At 68.4% G+C, this 15,760-nt stretch carries 16 protein-coding genes; 5 read left to right on the forward strand and 11 right to left on the reverse strand.

The genetic code is table 11. From position 1 onward, the window contains the following. Positions 1-133: 133 nt before the first annotated feature. Genes ABZ824_RS18515 through ABZ824_RS18525 form a run of 3 tightly spaced genes read right to left on the reverse strand, consistent with a single transcriptional unit; the run spans position 134 to position 2,589 of the window. Positions 134-1,243, reverse strand: coding sequence for a crosslink repair DNA glycosylase YcaQ family protein (locus ABZ824_RS18515; RefSeq protein WP_356964334.1), 1,110 nt, complete (start codon positions 1,241-1,243; stop codon positions 134-136). An 18-nt stretch (positions 1,244-1,261) separates the two neighbouring features. Beyond that, on the reverse strand, positions 1,262-2,212 hold the full coding sequence (locus tag ABZ824_RS18520) for a M56 family metallopeptidase (protein ID WP_356964335.1): 951 nt from the start codon (positions 2,210-2,212) through the stop codon (positions 1,262-1,264). Next, a complete protein-coding gene (locus ABZ824_RS18525; protein WP_043691105.1) occupies positions 2,209-2,589 on the reverse strand; it encodes a BlaI/MecI/CopY family transcriptional regulator in 381 nt (126 codons plus the stop codon). Before ABZ824_RS18525 ends, ABZ824_RS18520 begins: the two co-directional genes overlap by 4 nt. Positions 2,590-2,718: 129 nt before the next feature. Here ABZ824_RS18525 and dinB point away from each other — a divergent pair, with 129 nt between their 5' ends. Beyond that, positions 2,719-3,960, forward strand: a complete 1,242-nt coding sequence (dinB, locus tag ABZ824_RS18530; protein WP_356964337.1) for a DNA polymerase IV — start codon at positions 2,719-2,721, stop codon at positions 3,958-3,960. Positions 3,961-3,967: 7 nt separating this feature from the next. Here the strand turns inward: dinB and ABZ824_RS18535 are convergent, their stop codons facing one another. Genes ABZ824_RS18535 through ABZ824_RS18555 form a run of 5 tightly spaced genes read right to left on the reverse strand, consistent with a single transcriptional unit; the run spans position 3,968 to position 8,839 of the window. After that, a complete protein-coding gene (locus ABZ824_RS18535; RefSeq protein ID WP_355073975.1) occupies positions 3,968-4,846 on the reverse strand; it encodes a phosphoribulokinase in 879 nt (292 codons plus the stop codon). A gap of 11 nt (positions 4,847-4,857) precedes the next feature. Further along, entirely contained in the window at positions 4,858-5,934 is a 1,077-nt protein-coding gene (locus ABZ824_RS18540; protein ID WP_355073977.1) for a class 1 fructose-bisphosphatase, read from the reverse strand. A gap of 24 nt (positions 5,935-5,958) precedes the next feature. Then, the gene (locus tag ABZ824_RS18545) at positions 5,959-6,963 is read right to left on the reverse strand and encodes an AAA family ATPase (RefSeq protein ID WP_356964340.1); all 1,005 of its coding nucleotides are present in this window, start codon (positions 6,961-6,963) and stop codon (positions 5,959-5,961) included. Then, a complete protein-coding gene (locus ABZ824_RS18550) occupies positions 6,953-7,375 on the reverse strand; it encodes a ribulose bisphosphate carboxylase small subunit (RefSeq protein ID WP_356964342.1) in 423 nt (140 codons plus the stop codon). Before ABZ824_RS18550 ends, ABZ824_RS18545 begins: the two co-directional genes overlap by 11 nt. A gap of 21 nt (positions 7,376-7,396) precedes the next feature. Continuing rightward, positions 7,397-8,839, reverse strand: coding sequence for a form I ribulose bisphosphate carboxylase large subunit (locus ABZ824_RS18555; RefSeq protein ID WP_355073982.1), 1,443 nt, complete (start codon positions 8,837-8,839; stop codon positions 7,397-7,399). A 156-nt stretch (positions 8,840-8,995) separates the two neighbouring features. Here ABZ824_RS18555 and ABZ824_RS18560 point away from each other — a divergent pair, with 156 nt between their 5' ends. Both ABZ824_RS18560 and ABZ824_RS18565 read left to right on the forward strand, forming a co-directional pair. After that, a complete protein-coding gene (locus ABZ824_RS18560) occupies positions 8,996-9,859 on the forward strand; it encodes a LysR family transcriptional regulator (RefSeq protein ID WP_355074429.1) in 864 nt (287 codons plus the stop codon). Between the two features lie 74 nt (positions 9,860-9,933). Next, positions 9,934-10,788, forward strand: coding sequence for an SAM-dependent methyltransferase (locus tag ABZ824_RS18565; RefSeq protein ID WP_356964343.1), 855 nt, complete (start codon positions 9,934-9,936; stop codon positions 10,786-10,788). A 16-nt stretch (positions 10,789-10,804) separates the two neighbouring features. Here ABZ824_RS18565 and ABZ824_RS18570 read toward each other — a convergent pair whose 3' ends face one another. The 3 genes from ABZ824_RS18570 to ABZ824_RS18580 are packed head-to-tail and all read right to left on the reverse strand — an operon-like array spanning position 10,805 to position 14,334. Further along, the gene (locus ABZ824_RS18570; protein WP_356964344.1) at positions 10,805-12,349 is read right to left on the reverse strand and encodes an FHA domain-containing protein; all 1,545 of its coding nucleotides are present in this window, start codon (positions 12,347-12,349) and stop codon (positions 10,805-10,807) included. Beyond that, positions 12,346-12,789 carry a hypothetical protein gene (locus ABZ824_RS18575; RefSeq protein WP_356964346.1) on the reverse strand — a complete coding sequence of 148 codons (444 nt, stop codon included), beginning with the start codon at positions 12,787-12,789 and terminating at the stop codon, positions 12,346-12,348. Before ABZ824_RS18575 ends, ABZ824_RS18570 begins: the two co-directional genes overlap by 4 nt. A gap of 3 nt (positions 12,790-12,792) precedes the next feature. Next, complete coding sequence (locus tag ABZ824_RS18580) at positions 12,793-14,334, reverse strand: hypothetical protein (protein WP_356964348.1); 1,542 nt, start codon at positions 14,332-14,334, stop codon at positions 12,793-12,795. A gap of 141 nt (positions 14,335-14,475) precedes the next feature. Between ABZ824_RS18580 and ABZ824_RS18585 the strand changes: the two genes are divergently transcribed. Together ABZ824_RS18585 and ABZ824_RS18590 are read left to right on the forward strand one after the other, a co-directional pair. Then, positions 14,476-14,895, forward strand: coding sequence for a hypothetical protein (locus ABZ824_RS18585; protein ID WP_355073991.1), 420 nt, complete (start codon positions 14,476-14,478; stop codon positions 14,893-14,895). Positions 14,896-15,362: 467 nt separating this feature from the next. Continuing rightward, entirely contained in the window at positions 15,363-15,743 is a 381-nt protein-coding gene (locus tag ABZ824_RS18590) for an NADH-quinone oxidoreductase subunit A (protein ID WP_067807371.1), read from the forward strand. The last annotated feature ends 17 nt before the right edge of the window (positions 15,744-15,760 follow it).

The following is a 15,760-nucleotide window of genomic DNA, read 5'->3' on the forward strand; positions in this document are numbered from 1 at the left end:
CACGCGACGGGCAGTTCAGCGGCTGGGCGCTGAAATCGCCGGACCACGAGCGGCGGAATCGCATCAGTAGCCCGTTTCGGTCGGCAGTGCATCCTCGACAGCCTGGAACACCCTATGCCACAGCGTGGCAACGCTACGCGACTGCCACCGTGAGGCTCTCGCGCCCAGCCGCCAGCGCCACGTGGGCGACGGCCGCTTCCAGGCCCCGCGCAGGCAACGGCGCACCGTCGAACATGGTGATCTCGACGGCGTCCTCGGCGAGCTCCCAGACACCCGCGATGCGCCCACCCACCACGACGATCGGTGAGATCCAGCCCGCGGTGCGGCTCACCTTCGCACGGTGCGCGGCAGGCAGCAGCTCGGTGTCACCGGTGCCCGGTCCCAGCACGTATTGATCGAAGGCGCCGAGCAGGTGCACCGTCGCACTCGGCGCGGCGGCGGCCAGTGCGTCGACCTGGTCGGTCGGCAGGAAGGCGCGGCGGCCCTCCACGTCGATTTCGGTGATCAGGTCGCCCAACTCGGCGAACCAGCGGCGCACCGTGGTCTTGCGCAGGCTGTTGCGGCTGAGCCAGGCGTCGAAGGTCTCCGGCGTCGCCGGGCCGTAGGCGCCGAGATAGCCGAGGATCGCCACCCGCGCCGCGGCGTCGAGATCGGGCAGGCCGGGCCAGTCGCGCACCAGGTGCGCGGGACTGGTGAACGTCACTTTGGTGCCTCGTGCCGGGCCGTGACACAGCACGCCCTGCCAGGCCAGCGGTTTGAGCAGCGCACCCCAACCGGATCGCAGTTCCTCCCCCAGCCGGTGGAATTCCGGTGCGGACACCAGGGCTTCGAGCAACTCCTCCCGGGTGAGCACCGCGGCGTCGAGTACCTGCGCGACCGCCTCGGTCAGTGCCGCCACCTCCGTGGGCGAAGCGCCGAAGTTCTTCTGCCAGGAGGGTTTCTCCCAGGTGCGCGCGGAACCGATGAGCGCGAGAACGGCGGCGGCCTGTTCCGAAGGCAGCGCGTGCAGCGTGCCGCGCATCGCCCAGGTCTTCATCAGCGCGCCGTCGTCGAGCGCGCGCACCAGCGCGCCGGATTCGGGCTTCGTGCTGCGCAGTGCGACCGCCAGTTCGGCCGCTGAGGTGACCTGAGCCTGGACACCGCACAGACGCCCGGCCACCGCTACCGCACCTTCGTCGGTCCGGGACAAGACATAGTGCCGGTCCAGCCGCCAGGCGAAAACCTGATCCCAGGTGGCCCGCATTCGCGCTCCTTCTCCTGCTCAGTTCAGCATCGTGCCCGCGCAGGCGACCAGCGCGGCGGCCAGCGCCGACCCGGCGACCGTCATCGCGATCACGCCGAGCAACGCGGTGCGGGTGGTGGCGCGCCGAATCGCGCCGACCGGGTCGGCCAGCCGTTCGGCGCGGGCCAGTACCGCCGTGCCCGCCGCGGCCAGCGCACCCGGCGGCGCGGGCTCGGCGATGCCGACGATCGCCAGCAGCCCGCCGAGCAACGGCAGCGAACCGTGCTCGTCGGCGGCCTTGTCGTCGGCGCACATCTCCAGCAGACGGGCGATCTCGGCCGCGCCACCGGTGAACAACCGCAGGCCGGGCAGTGTGGTGGCCACCGCGCGCAGCACCGCGGTCAACGCCGCGTGCCTGCCGGACAGGTGCGCGCGTTCGTGCGCGAGTACCGCGGCGAGTTGACCCTCGTCCAGCGCCGCCAGCGCGGCGGTGGTGACCACGATGGTGTCGGGTCGTCCCGGCACGCAATACACCTGCCGCTCCGGTGAGTCGAGCACGACCGCCCCGATTCCCGGCACCGGCCTGCCGACCAGACGGACCGCCCGCGCGTGGACGCTGGTGCGCCTGCGCATGTCCAGCACCACTCCCACGGCGCGCGCCACCAGCGCGACGGTTCCGGTGGACACCAGTGCCGCCACCGCGAACGTGGCCGCACGGCCGGCCGCGGCGCCGTGCGCATCCACCGGAGCCCACAGGAACGAGGCGCACGCGTGCAACGCGTCCTTCGGATGTCCCCAGTAGGTGGCGAACTCGACGGTCAGCACCGCCGCCGCGACCCCCCATGCGCTCAGCGCACCGATGATCGCGACAACCCAGGCGATCACACCCAGCCGCGGCGCGATCCCGCGATGGGTCAGTCTGCGCAGCACGGGCGGACCGAAGGCCGCCACGACGCCGCCGTACAACGTCAGAGCCAGGGCCAGGCTCACGGCACTTCTGGTGACTTACGCGCCGCGAGTCTGCGTAGCGCGGCACGCAGCCCCGCCGACTCCTCGGCGCTGATCCGATCGACGAAATGGCTGAGCACCAGATCCGAGCGTCCGCCGGAACCCAGCGCCTCCAGCATGAGCCGGGCGCTGTGTTCTTCCCTGGTGAGCGTCGGCCAATATCGATAGGCCTTGCCCGCGCGTTCGCGCGCCAGCCACCCCTTGCGATGCAGGTTGTCCATGGTCGACATCACCGTCGTATACGCGATGTCGCGCTGAGCCGACAGTTCGTCGAAGATCTCACGCACCGTTGTGTCCTCTGCGTCCTGATCCCAGATGCGGTCCATGATCACCGCCTCCAGATCCCCGAATCCACGCACCGTACCGACTCCCTCATCCGAGCTGTGCCCCGTCGTGGGAACAGGTTACCGGTTTGGGTGGGTTACTACGGAGGCAACCAGTAGATCCGTCCGCTCCGACCGCACCCTGTCGGGGCCATATGCGAACATATGTTCGTGTCCGACGCGCCCGTCTCCCGATCCGGCAGGCCCCGGATTCTCGCGCGGCCGGAGGCATCGATCCTGCATGCCGACCTCGACTCCTTCTATGCCTCGGTCGAGCAGCGGGACGACCCGTGGCTGCGCGGCAAACCGGTGATCGTCGGCGGCGGCGTCGTCCTGGCGGCCAGCTACGAAGCGAAGGCGTTCGGAGTGCGCACCCCGATGAACGGCGGACAGGCGCGCCGGTTGTGCCCGCACGCGATCGTGGTGCCGCCGCGCATGTCCGCCTACGCCGAGGCGAGCAGAGCCGTCTTCGAGATCTTCCGCGACACCACACCCGTGGTCGAGGGCGTCTCGATCGACGAGGCCTTTCTCGACGTCGGCGGACTGCGCCGGATCGCGGGCGAGCCCGTCGCCATCGCGACGCGGCTGCGTGCGGAAGTCCGCGACCGGGTCGGCCTGCCCATCTCGGTGGGCATCGCTCGCACCAAGTTCCTCGCCAAGGTGGCCAGCGCCGTCGCCAAACCCGACGGATTACGGCTGGTGCCGCCGGACGGCGAACTGGACTTCCTGCATCCGCTGCCGGTCGAAAGGCTCTGGGGTGTAGGCGATGTCACCGCGCGCACGTTGCACGAGCACGGCATCACGCGGGTGGGCCAACTGGCCGAGCTCGGCGAGCGCCCGCTGCGGGCGATCCTCGGTCCCGCCGCGGCACGCCACCTCTACGCCTTGTCCTGGGCGCGTGACCCGCGCCGGGTCGAGACCGGCCGGCGGCGGCGCTCGATCGGCGCCCAGCGTGCCCTCGGCCGCAAGCACCGGCCGCCGGACGAGATCGAGGCCTATCTGCACGGGCTCACCGATCGGCTCGGCCGTCGCCTACGCGCCGCCGACCGGGTGTGCCGAACCGTGGTGCTACGCCTGCGTTTCGACGATTTCACCCGGGCCACCCGCTCGCATACTCTCGCAGGGGCCACCGACCACACCGAGACGATTCTGAGCGCGGCCCGCACCCTGCTCGCCGGGGCGATGCCGCTCATCCAGGAACGCGGCCTCACCCTGATCGGTCTCGCGCTGACCAACCTCGACGACGCCGACTCCGTCCAGCTCACCCTGCCCTTCGAAGCCCGTGCCACCAACAGCCTCGACGCCACCCTCGACGACTTGCGCAAGCGCTTCGGCTCCGCCGCCGTCACCCGCGCCGCCCTCCTCAACCGCGGCGAGGGCCTCTCGGTTCCTCTTCTCCCCGACTAGCCGCGCCTCAGTACGAGCGTTTCGGCCGCTTGTCCATCAACCGCAGGATCAGCGGCGTGAAGATCAGCTGCATGGCCAGCTCCATCTTCCCGCCGGGCACCACGATGCAATTCGTCCGCGACATGAACGAGTCGTGCAGCATCGACAGCAGATAGGGGAAGTCGATCACCTTCGGGTCGGCGAACCGGATCACCACGAAACTCTCGTCTGCCGTCGGAATGGTGCGCGCGATGAACGGATTGGACGTGTCCACGGTCGGCACCCGCTGGAAGTTGACGTAGGTGCGGGAGAACTGCGGGCAGATGTAGGTGACGTAGTCCGGCATCCGCCGCAGGATCGTATCGATCACGGCCTCGCTGGAGTACCCGCGCTCGGTCTTGTCCCGGATCACCTTCTGAATCCACTCCAGATTGATGATCGGCACGACGCCGACCAGCAGATCGGTGTATCGCGCCACATCCACGGTGGAGGTGACCGCCGCGCCGTGCAGGCCCTCGTAGAACAGCAGGTCGCTGCCCGGCGTCAGCTCCTCCCACGGCGTGAAGGTGCCCGGCGGCTGGCCGTAGGGCTTCGCCTCGGCCTCGTCGTGCAGGTACCGGCGCACCGTTCCGACCCCGGTCTCGCCGTAGTCGCGGAACAGCGTCTCCAGTTCCTTCAGCAGGTTGGCCTCCTCCCCGAAATGCGAGAACCGCAGATTGCGGCTCTGCTCCGCCTCGGCCATGGCCAGTTTCATCTCGTTGCGGTCGTAACGGTGGAACGCGTCGCCCTCGACGATGGCCGCGTTGATCTCTTCGCGGCGGAAGATCTCCTGGAAGGTCCGCGTCACGCTGGAGGTCCCCGCCCCGGAGGACCCGGTGATGGCGACGACCGGGTGCTTGACCGACATGGTTCTCCTCTTCAGCGCTGGGCCGGACGAAACAGCGACCGCCTGCCGAACAGCGAGCTGTCGAAGCTCGGGCCCTCGTCGGGTTCGCGGTGATACCGCTCGATGCGCTCGACTTCGTTGCGGGAGCCGAAGATCAGTGGCACCCGCTGATGGACGTCGCCGGGCGTCACTTCCAGCACTCGCTCGCTGCCGGTGGTCGCGGAGCCCCCGGCCTGTTCGACGATGAACGCGATCGGATTGGCGCCGTAGAGCAACGCCACCCTTCCCGGACGCGTGGGCGGGCGGGTGTCGCGGGGGTACAGGTACACCCCGCCTCGGGTCAGGATGTGAAAGGTGTCGGCGACCAGCGAGGCCACCCAGCGCATATTGAAATCCCGCTCGCGGGGGCCGTCGACGCCGTCGAGGCACTCGTGCACGTAACGGCGCACCGGTCGTTCCCAGAACCGCTCATTCGCCGCGTTGATCGCGAATCCGGACGTGTCCTCGGGGATGCGCATCCGCGGGTGGGTCAGCACGAACGCGCCGATCTCCCGGTCCAAGGTGAACCCGTCGACCCCGCTGCCGGTCGTCAGCACCAGCATGGTCGCGGGCCCGTACAGGGTGAACCCCGCGCACACCTGCTCGACGCCGGGCTGCAGGAAGTCGGCCGCCGCAGGGCCCGGGCCCTGCGCGGGCGCGCGCAGCACGCTGAAGATGGTGCCCACCGGCAGATTGACGTCGATGTTCGACGAACCGTCCAGGGGATCGAAGGCCAGCAGGTACTTCCCGCGCCGATGGGTGGCGGGCACCGGATGGATCTCGCTGATCTGTTCGGACAGCAACGCCGAAAGGTGCCCGGTCCATTGAGTTTCGGCGACGATGATGTCGTTGGTGATCGCGTCCAGTTTGCGATGCACCGTCGGCGGCAGATTGTCCGGCTCGGACGCACCGATCGAGCCGACGATCGCGCCCCTGGTGACCTGATTGGCGACGATCTTCGTCGCGGTCGCGATCACGTTCACCAGCGCGGAGAACTCACCGGACGATCCGGGGTGCCGATGCTCCTGTTCGATGGTGAAGCGGGTGAGGGTCTTCAGTCCTTCTGGCATAACGCCTCGATCTCGTCACCGGGGTCACACGGTCGGCTCGCCGGCGGGCTCGGGGTCGGTGAACACGCTGCTGCCGTAGACATCCCGGTCGGTCAGCGTGATCAAATCGGTCTTGGTCAGCGGTCTGCGCAGTTCCACGAGACGCTTGGCCTGCCGCAACCGGCAACGGTCGAGCGCGTTGCGGACGCTGCGGGCGTTGGAGAAGCGGGGGCGGGTCATCCGGTGTTCCAGGTACTCCCCGAAAGCGGTCCTCGCCGCGTCGTCGAAGTGGAAGTTCTCCGCCGCCACCATGAGCTCGGCGATTCCCAGCAGCTCCGCGTGCGTGTAGTCGGCGAACTCCAGGTGATGGGCCACCCGTGAGGACAGGCCCGGATTGGCGGAGAAGAAGCGGTCCATCCGGTCGGGGTAGCCCGCGAAGATCACCACCAGGCTGGCGCGTTCGTTCTCCATCTCCTGCAACAGGATCTCGATCACCTCCTGCCCGTAGTCGCGTTCGTTCTCCGGCCGGAACAGGTAGTAGGCCTCGTCGATGAACAGCACCCCGCCCGCCGCCTTGGCCAGCGCCTCTTTGGTTTTCGGTGCGGTGTGCCCGATGAACTGACCCACGAGATCGTCGCGGGTGACCGTGTGCACCTTGGGTTTGCGGATGTAGCCCAGGGCGTGCAGCATCTGCGCCATCCGCAATGCCACCGTGGTCTTGCCCGTGCCGGGACCGCCGGTGAAGCTCATGTGCATGGTCGGCCGCGAGGAGGTCAGTCCGAAACGCTGCCGGGCACGCTCGATCAACAGCAGCGCCGCGATCTCGCGGACCCGCCGCTTCACCGGAGCCAGCCCGATCAACTCCGCGTCCAGCCTGCGCAACGTTTCCTCGACGTCGTGACCCGCGATGTCGCTCGACAAGTCCAGCACCGCGTCCTCGGCCAGGATTTCCGGCTCTTCCGGATCGGGCGACGCCGTCCGCACCGCGCCGGGGACATCAGCCCCCGGCCGGTGCAGACGGAATCCGGAGCCGTTGCGCTCAGCCGCCATACCGCTCTCCCGGCCGGACGGTCGTGGCATACGAATGCAGGCCGTATGTCTGCATCCGGTCGGGACCCTCGGTGCGGGTGAGCGCGAAACCCGGCTCGTCGGGCGGTCGTTGCACCAGGAAACTCAGCGCCGTCGTCTGCCTGGTGTAGCGGGCGTCGTAGGCGAGCACCCGCACGTAGTGCCGGGGGAAAGTCGCCCGGCACGCGTTGATCTCGGCCAGCACACCGTCGGGCTCGTCCAAGTCGAACAGCGGCAGCCCCCACATCTCCCAATAGGCATTACGCGGGTGCGGATCGTCGGTGTACTCGATGGACACCGGCCAGCTGTTGAGCAATGCGTAGCGCACTTGGGCGGCGATCTGCTCGTCGGTCAGCGGCGGCAGGTAGCAGAATGTTCCGTGCCTCAGATACATCGGCTCGTCCTTCCTGGATGGTCAGCGGCTGGCCGTCGGCACGGCGTCCGGCGCGTCGGTGGAGGTGTAGTCGAAGGTGACATCGCCCCAGGTCGCCAGCGCGACATCGAGCGGACGGCAGATCTCGGCCGCCTTCCTGAGCACATCGGGGCCTTCCTTCAACAGGTCGCGGCCTTCGTTGCGGGCCTGCACGACCGCCTCCAGCGCGACCCGGTTCGCCTCCGCGCCCGCGGCGATGCCGAGCGGATGGCCGATCGTGCCGCCGCCGAACTGCAGCACCACGTCGTCACCGAACAGGTCGAGCAACTGATGCATCTGCCCGGCATGGATGCCGCCGGAAGCCACCGGCATCACACCGGGCAGGCTCGCCCAGTACTGGTCGAAGAAGATCCCGTTGGCCGGCTCGGTCCGGATGTGGTTCTCCCGCAACGTGTCGTAGAACCCCTTGGTCGTCGCCGGGTCGCCCTCCAGTTTCCCCACCACTGTGCCCGCGTGCAGATGGTCGACGCCGATCAGCCTGCACCACTTGGCCAGCACCCGGAAGCTGACGCCGTGCGTCTTCTGCCGCGTGTAGGTGGAATGCCCCGCACGATGCAGATGCAGCAGCACCCCGTTGCGGCGCGCCCAATGCGACATCGACTGCATCGCGGTGAAGCCGACGGTGAGGTCCATCATGATGACGACGCTGCCGAGTTCCTTGGCGAACTCCGCACGCTCGTACATCTGCTCCATCGACGCCGCGGTCACATTCAGGTAATGGCCTTTGATTTCGCCGGTCTCCGCCATCGCACGGTTGACGCCCTCCATCGCGAACAGGTACCGGTCGCGCCAGCGCATGAACGGCTGCGAGTTGATGTTCTCGTCGTCCTTGGTGAAATCCAGGCCGCCTTTGCATGCCTCGTAGATGACGCGCCCATAATTGCGGGCGGATAGCCCGAGTTTCGGTTTCACCGTCGCGCCGAGCAGCGGCCTGCCGTATTTGTTGAGATATTCGCGTTCCATCACCGTGCCGTGCGGCGGCCCTTGGAACGTCTTCACGTACGCCACCGGAATGCGCATGTCCTCCAGCCGCAGCGCCAGCAGCGGCTTGAACCCGAACACGTTGCCGATGATCGAGGAGGTCAGGTTGGTGATCGACCCCTCCTCGAACAAGTCGAGATCGTAAGCGATATAGGCGAAGTACTCCCCCGGCCGCCCGGGGACCTCGTCGATGCGGTAACACTTCGCCTGGTAGCGCGAGTGGGCGGTGAGCCGGTCGGTCCACACCACCGTCCAGGTCGCCGTGGAGGATTCACCCGCCACCGCGGCCGCCGCCTCGATCGGATCGACACCGCGCTGCGGAGTCACCCGGAACACGGCGAGCACGTCGGTATCCGACGGCTGGTAGTCGGGCGCGTAATACCCCATCGACGCATAGGATTGGACACCCGGATCCCAGCGGTCGCGTTCGGTTTCTTCGGCCATCGTTCCTCCTGCTGTGCCACTGCGGGACACCCGCACCCGGGCGAACGGGCGTGCCTTGGGATTTCCAGGATGACGGGCCGGATACCGACAAACAATTTGATTGTTTCTCGCGATACTCAACATATTCGTTGAGTTTGTTACCGTTCTCGGGTGGGTATGGTGAGCGCGGCTCGGATGGAAACCTTCCTGGCCGTCGCCCGCCACGGCAGCATCCGCCGCGCCGCGGCGCAGTTGCACATCACCGAGGCCGCCGTCTCCGCGGCCGTCGCGCACATCGAGAAACTGCTGGGGGCAAAGCTCATCGCGAAGTCCGGGCGCGGCATCGCGCTCACGGAGGCCGGGCGCGTCTACGCCGAGTACTGCCGCGGCATCCTCGGGTTGATGAAGGAGGCGCAGGCGGCCGTGCGCCGCGCCGAGACCGGGCGGCTGCGGATCGGCGTGGTCGCCACCGCGGGCGAGTACGTCCTGCTGCGGCCGCTCGCATCGTTCCGCCGCCGGTTCCCCGACATCGAACTGAGCCTGTCGGTGCATCCGCGCGACGCGCTGTTCCTCGAATTGCAGCACCATGAAACGGATCTCGTCATCGCAGGCCGCCCGCCACGCGACACCGGGCTGGTGGTGCGCGCCCGGCGGCCCAGCCGTCTGGTCGTGGTCGGCCTACCGGAACTCGACCCGCTGCACACCACCTGGCTGCTGCGCGGGCGCGGCTCCGGCACCCGCGAGGCCACCCTCGCCTTGCTCGACCAACTCCGGATCGAACCGCCCGTGCTCACTCTCGGCTCCCACGGCGCCGTCCTCGCCGCCGCGCGAGAAGGACTCGGCGTGACGTTGATCCACAGCGACGCCATCTCCCAGGACCTGGAGAACGGCGCGCTGCGCGTGCTCCCGGTCGAGGGCACCCCGCTGGATCGTCCCTGGCATGCCATCACCACCCGCACACCGACGCCGACCACCCGCCTGTTCCTCGCCCATCTGCTCGACCCCGCGGAGGTCGGTTCCGACGCCTTCCACCCGCATTGAGGCCCGCGACCTGCGCGAACCGGCACCACAGCCGCCACGGAAACCGACTGGACGGATATGACAGACTGACTCGCATGACCCGAGGGGATGTTCCGTCCAACGTCTCGGACACCGCGCGCTGGGTCGCGGCCTACCGGGCACGCGAGACGATCCGCCCGGACGCGCTGTTCCGCGATCCGCTCGCCGACCGGCTGGCCGGCGAACGCGGCCACGCCATCGCCGACAACGCGCCTACGGTGATGCGCGACGGGTGGCCGATCGTCACGCGGACCAAACTGATCGATGACCTCATAGCCACCGCGATCGGCGAGGGCTGCGACCGCGTCCTCAACCTCGCCGCCGGTCTGGACACTCGCCCCTACCGGCTCGATCTGCCCGACGAGTTGCTCTGGATCGAGGCCGACCTCCCCGAGATCGTCGCCGAGAAGGACAGCGCCCTCGCCGGCGAGACGCCGCACTGCGTGCTCATCCGCCGCGCGGTCGATCTCGCCGACCCGGACGCGCGGATGCAGTTCCTCGACGAGGCGCTCGGCGCGATCGGCCCGAGCGCCACCGGCGCGTCCAAGGCCCTGGTGCTCACCGAGGGGCTGCTGATGTACCTCGACCCGCCGACGGTCACCGATCTCGCGACCGCACTGGCCCGCCCCGAGATCGCCTGGTGGCTGCTTGACCTGAGTCTGGGTATGCGCAAGATGCGCTCCGGCGACACCTTCGCCAACGCGCCGATGCAGTTCGAACCCGCCAACGGCGTCCGCTTCTTCGAAGACCTCGGCTGGCAGCCGATCGAACTGGAAAGCCTGCTGCTGCACGCCCGCAAGTTCCACCGCGCACCTTGGTACCTACGTCCCTTCACCTATCTCCCCCAGCCCGACCCCCGCAAACCCATGCGCACCCCCTGGTCGGGCATCATCCGTTTCCGCCACACCTGAGCGACGCCGCCCGCGGCTACAGCTGGCCGTGCTGGGAGTCGAAGGTGAGCACGCGGCCGCCCAGTTGGATCTGGGCTCCGGGTGTAAGGGCGATCGGCTGGCCGGGGACCGCTCGGGCCCAGTCCTGGCGTCCGGGATGACGGATGTGGGTGCCGTTGGTGGAACCGCCGTCCACGACCGTGACATCCCAGTCGACGAGGCGGATCTCCGCATGCGCCCGCGACATTCCGCCCGAGCTGTCCTCCAGCCGCACCGGGCGCGCACCACGCGCGACCGCGTCCGAATGCTCCGGTTCGCGGCCGAGAACGCAGTCGCTGTCCAGGACGAACGACGTGCCGTCGTCCAGTAGCAACACACCGAGCGGTGGGCGCACCCCTTCGCTGAGCACGCAGGTGAGCTGATCCATCCGGATCCCGCAGACCGCGCAGAACGACACCCGAGGATCGTTGTGATGATGTCGGGCGCATTGGAAACCCGGCACGATCACGCGATGTCCCAGCGCGTTCGAGCCGGTCGACCCGAGCGCGTCGGCGACGACGCCGGTCGAGGGAACCATCGTCTCGGCGAGATTCGCGTCGTTGGCGATCGCGTGATCCCGATCGGTGCGGTGCGCGGGCCGCGCCGGGCTCTGGTCCGGCGCCGGTGGTACGGGCTGCGCCGCCGAAGGCGTCACGCCGTCGGGTGGCGTGGCCCGCCGCGCCGGCGCTTGGAGATCGACTTCCGTCGCGGCATCGCCGGACTCCTCGCCCTTCCGCAGGCTCGGCGCCCGCCGTGGTTGCGCTTCGGACGCCTCGGAACCCGCCTGCCCGCCCGGCCGGTGTGGTTGCGGCATCGCCTGCGGTCCGGCGGTGCGACTCGATTGCGGCATCTGATCCGGCATCGGCGGCCGATCCTCGACGCGATGCGGTTCGGCCGCCGGTCGTGGCGCGACGTGCGGCGGCTCCGGCCGGGGCTCGACGGGAGATGGCGGCGCGGATCCGGCGTGCGGTCGCCGCGCGGGCTCGGCGTCACCGTGGCTGTCCGGCTCATCACCGATCGCGCCCGACCACAGCACCGCGCCGGACCCTGGCGCGGCGCCCGCATCCAGCGACAGAATCCCCCGCCCCGGTAACGATTCCGCGGTCCAGCCCGCCTCGTCCACGAACAACCCGGCGCCGCTGCCGGGTGCGGGCGTCACCATGCGGTCGACGGTGAATCCGGCGTCCCGGCCGCGCAGCACCTCCGTGTGGCCCGGACCGGCGAGCACCGCGGTGACCCCACCGTGCAGGAACACCGCGAGACCTTGGTCCACCGGCGTGATCACCCCGAATTCGACTTCCTCCTCCTCGCCGTTGGACAGGCCCATCAGCCAGGTCGTGGCCAGTCGCGCCACCGCGCGCCCGCTGCGGCGCCGGTCGCGCGCGACGGCTTCGCGCACGATGTCCAGCAGCGCCGTCATCGTGCGGGCAGCGACCGTGTCCGCCGTGAGAAGCCCGTCGCCCCGGTGCGCGACGACCACGACTGCGCCATTCGCGCTCGCCACCAGGTGGGCGCCGGGCAACACCTCGATCTGCGCGCTCACAGGAACCGGCCGCCTTGGAAGCGCCACCGATGGAAGACCACCCGCATCGGCCCGTTCACGATGAGCCAGAGAGCGATCCATGTGACGACGAACTGGATGAGGAAGGCAGCGAGCGGCGGACGCAGATGCTCGGGCAGCACCACCGTGGTGTAGCGCACGAGCACCCAGATCAGCGCTCCCTCATTGAGGATGGTGACCAGACCGAACAAGGTCGGCCAGTCCTTCTCCCAGCGGAACTGTTGGAGCAGGTGGTAGAGCAGTTCCCAGAGCACACCGACCAGAACGGTCGCCAGCAGCACCGACAACGTCACCCGGTACGCCTGACCGACGCTCGAGGACCCGGTCGGCAGGAACGGGGTGATGAGCAGCGCGACGACGAAGCCGATCACGCTCAGCGCGAGCAGACGGGTCTGGATTCGCCCGTTCAAGGTAGGAAGCATCGCTCAGATCTTCTCGTTCGTAACCCACAGCCACCATTGCCGCGTCGAGCGCAGCGGCCCCATCCTGCGGCAGAACCCGACCGCGGCCAGGTCGTCGGCGATCTCCTGCGCGGCGATCTGCAAGCCGAGGAAGGTGTCCACCCCGGCGAACGGCCCGCCGAGCGTCGCGCTGCCGGAGGCGTATATCCGTCCCGTGCCGCTGCGGGTGCCGATCAGCTCGAAAGTCGTGTCTACGTCCAGCCGACCGAGCGGATTACGGCCCGCGCCGGTGTGGGCGAGCAGGTCTGCCAACAGCCGGTGCTCCCGGACGTCGGCTTCCAACCCCGTGCAGTCGATGATGTAGTCGACGGTCGTGTCGAACGGTTGCGTCGGCGGCGGAAAAGGCAAGGGCGCGCTGGAATCCGGAAGAATCGTGGCGACCACGCCTTGCCGTCCAGCGGCAGGACGCGGAGCGCGCATCGTGCCGGCCATCACCTGGTACCACCCCTCCCGGCGGCCACGGCGCAACTGTTCCTGCCAGTTGTCGCGGATGGGGGTGTTGGTGCCGGAGATCTCCTTGTACGCGCGCGCCCGTTCCTCGCCTTGCAGTCGTCGCACCTTCTGCTTGAGCTGACCGCCCCACACCGACTTCGGATAGTTGAAACCCTGGTAGGCCCATCCGTCGCCGCCCTTGCGCCTGCTGAAGACGTTCTTGCCGTGCGAGCCTGCGATATACGTGCGGAACAGGTGCAGGATCCGGGTCTCGAGCCGGTACTTGTCCCGGTCGTCGATGAGCCGTTGCAGGACGCGGCTGGCCACGATCCCGCTGCCACGGATCAGCACCGTGCCGGGCCGCCGCTGGAGCGCCTGGTAGACGTGCTCGTGCGGCTCGTAGGCATTGACCACACGGGTGGGATCACGATGGGTCTCGCGATACTCCTGCAGATCCGGCAGCAGCTTCAGCCCCGGATAGCCGACGGCGACATGGACATACGTGCTGCGGAAAGCGACCCGCTTGGTCGGTGCCGAACCCGCGGGCGGGGTGAGGATGGTGAAGTATCCGCCGCCGTTGCGCTTGCGGACCATGCGCACGTGCCCGCGGTGCAGCGAGCGGGCATAGCCGATGCGGTGGAATTCCCGCTCCATGGAGGCGAACGCCTGGCCCGCACGCGGGGTGTAGTAGTTGGCGAAGATCGGCTCGACGAAGACGTTCCACAGCGGCTTGATCGACTTGTCCGCGATCGCCTCCCGCACCGCGTAGGACGGAAAGCCCCAGATGTTGTCCGGCGTGGAGGCCGAGTCGCTGCGCAGGCGTTCGCCACGGGGGATCTGCGACACCCTGGTGAGGTACTCGTAGGAGGTCCACGGGTGCTCCTGCGGACCGAGCACCGCCATCGCTTCGGCGGGCACGCCGAAGATCCGGAGCGTGTCGTAGGTGACGAACGATCCGATCCCGCTGCCGATGGTCACGAACGGTACGTCGAACACCGGAATCCCGGCGCTGCCGAGCATTTCATCGGTCCATACGTCGGTGTCGACGAGGGCCTGCGTGATATCTCCCCGCATTGGCCGGACTTTACCGGCAGATCCTTATCAACTGCTTGCCATCGGCTTTCGCCGGACGACCGCACTGGTGACGCGCCGCGCACGACGCGTGCGAACCATCTGCGCCGAACCTGCCACGCGGTACGCCCTCGCGGACGTACCATGCCGTTCGTGGCCGATTCCACTCGTTCCACCCCACTGCGGGTCCTCGTGTACAGCAACGACGCCGACACCAGGCGCCAGGTGATCCAGGCCTTGGGCAAGCGTCCGAGCGCAGAGCTACCGGAGTTCGAGTACCTGGAGGTCGCCACCGCTCCCGTGGTGATCGCGCAGCTGGACGCCGGTGGCATCGACTTGGCCGTGCTCGACGGCGAGGCCGCCCCCGTCGGCGGGCTCGGCATCGCGAAGCAGTTGAAGGACGAAGTCGATCCGTGCCCGCCGCTGCTGGTGCTCACCGGCAGGGCCGACGACGCATGGCTTGCCAGCTGGTCGCGCGCGGAGGCAGCGGTGGCGCATCCCATCGATCCGCTCCGGCTCACCGAGGCCGTCGTGGCTCTGCTGCGCAGCCGCTCCGCGGCCTGAACCCGCCAGCGATTCATAGCGATCATGAATTAATTAACTCGGGCGCGCCACCGCGCCCCGACCGCTGGTAAGCGGCCCTCGACCGCGCCGCCCCTCGGTGCCGTTGTTCGCCGGGCAGTTTGTCGCCTTTTCCGACTGCGAACCCGCTCGGGACCACATTTGACGTCGCCGTACCCGACACCTCGACGTTTCCAACTGACCGTTCACCCAACGGTGCGGACCCCTCGCGCGGATTACCACCGTTTCGGTCATAAATGCTTGTACTGAATTCGATCAAAAGCCGTCGCCAAACGCGGTGCGGGCCGCCGGTTCAGTTGTAGGCTGTGCCCTACCTCACACGGAGACGGATCCGGTCATGACCGTCCCCGAGTGGAGCCGAGGGGCGAGTCTGGCCGAGGCGGACAACGACGTCAGCCCGCCTCGGACGCTGTTGTCAGCTGCCGCTCGCAAGGAGGGGAAGTGCAGTCGTGAACATCGAGGTGCCGACACTCGTACTCGGCGCGATCGCGGCGGCGTTCGCGCTGTTCTCCATCGTCCTGTCCGCCCTGGTCGGCCCGAAACGACGAAACCGGGCAAAGCTGGAACCCTACGAATGCGGTATCGAACCCACGCCGCATGCCGTGGCAGGCGGACCGGGAAACGTTACCGGGCAACGGTTTCCGGTGAAGTACTACCTCACCGCCATGTTGTTCATCATCTTCGACATCGAGATCGTGTTCCTCTACCCGTGGGCAGTCCACTTCGATGCGCTCGGTCTCTTCGGTCTGGCCGCGATGGCGTTGTTCATCGTCAACGTCTCGGTGGCCTACGCCTACGAATGGCGACGGGGTGGGCTCAGCTGGGACTGACCACCGCGCAGCCGAAT

Origin of the sequence: Nocardia sp. NPDC047038, assembly GCF_040644075.1 — a bacterium.
GTDB classification, from domain to species: domain Bacteria; phylum Actinomycetota; class Actinomycetes; order Mycobacteriales; family Mycobacteriaceae; genus Nocardia; species Nocardia sichangensis.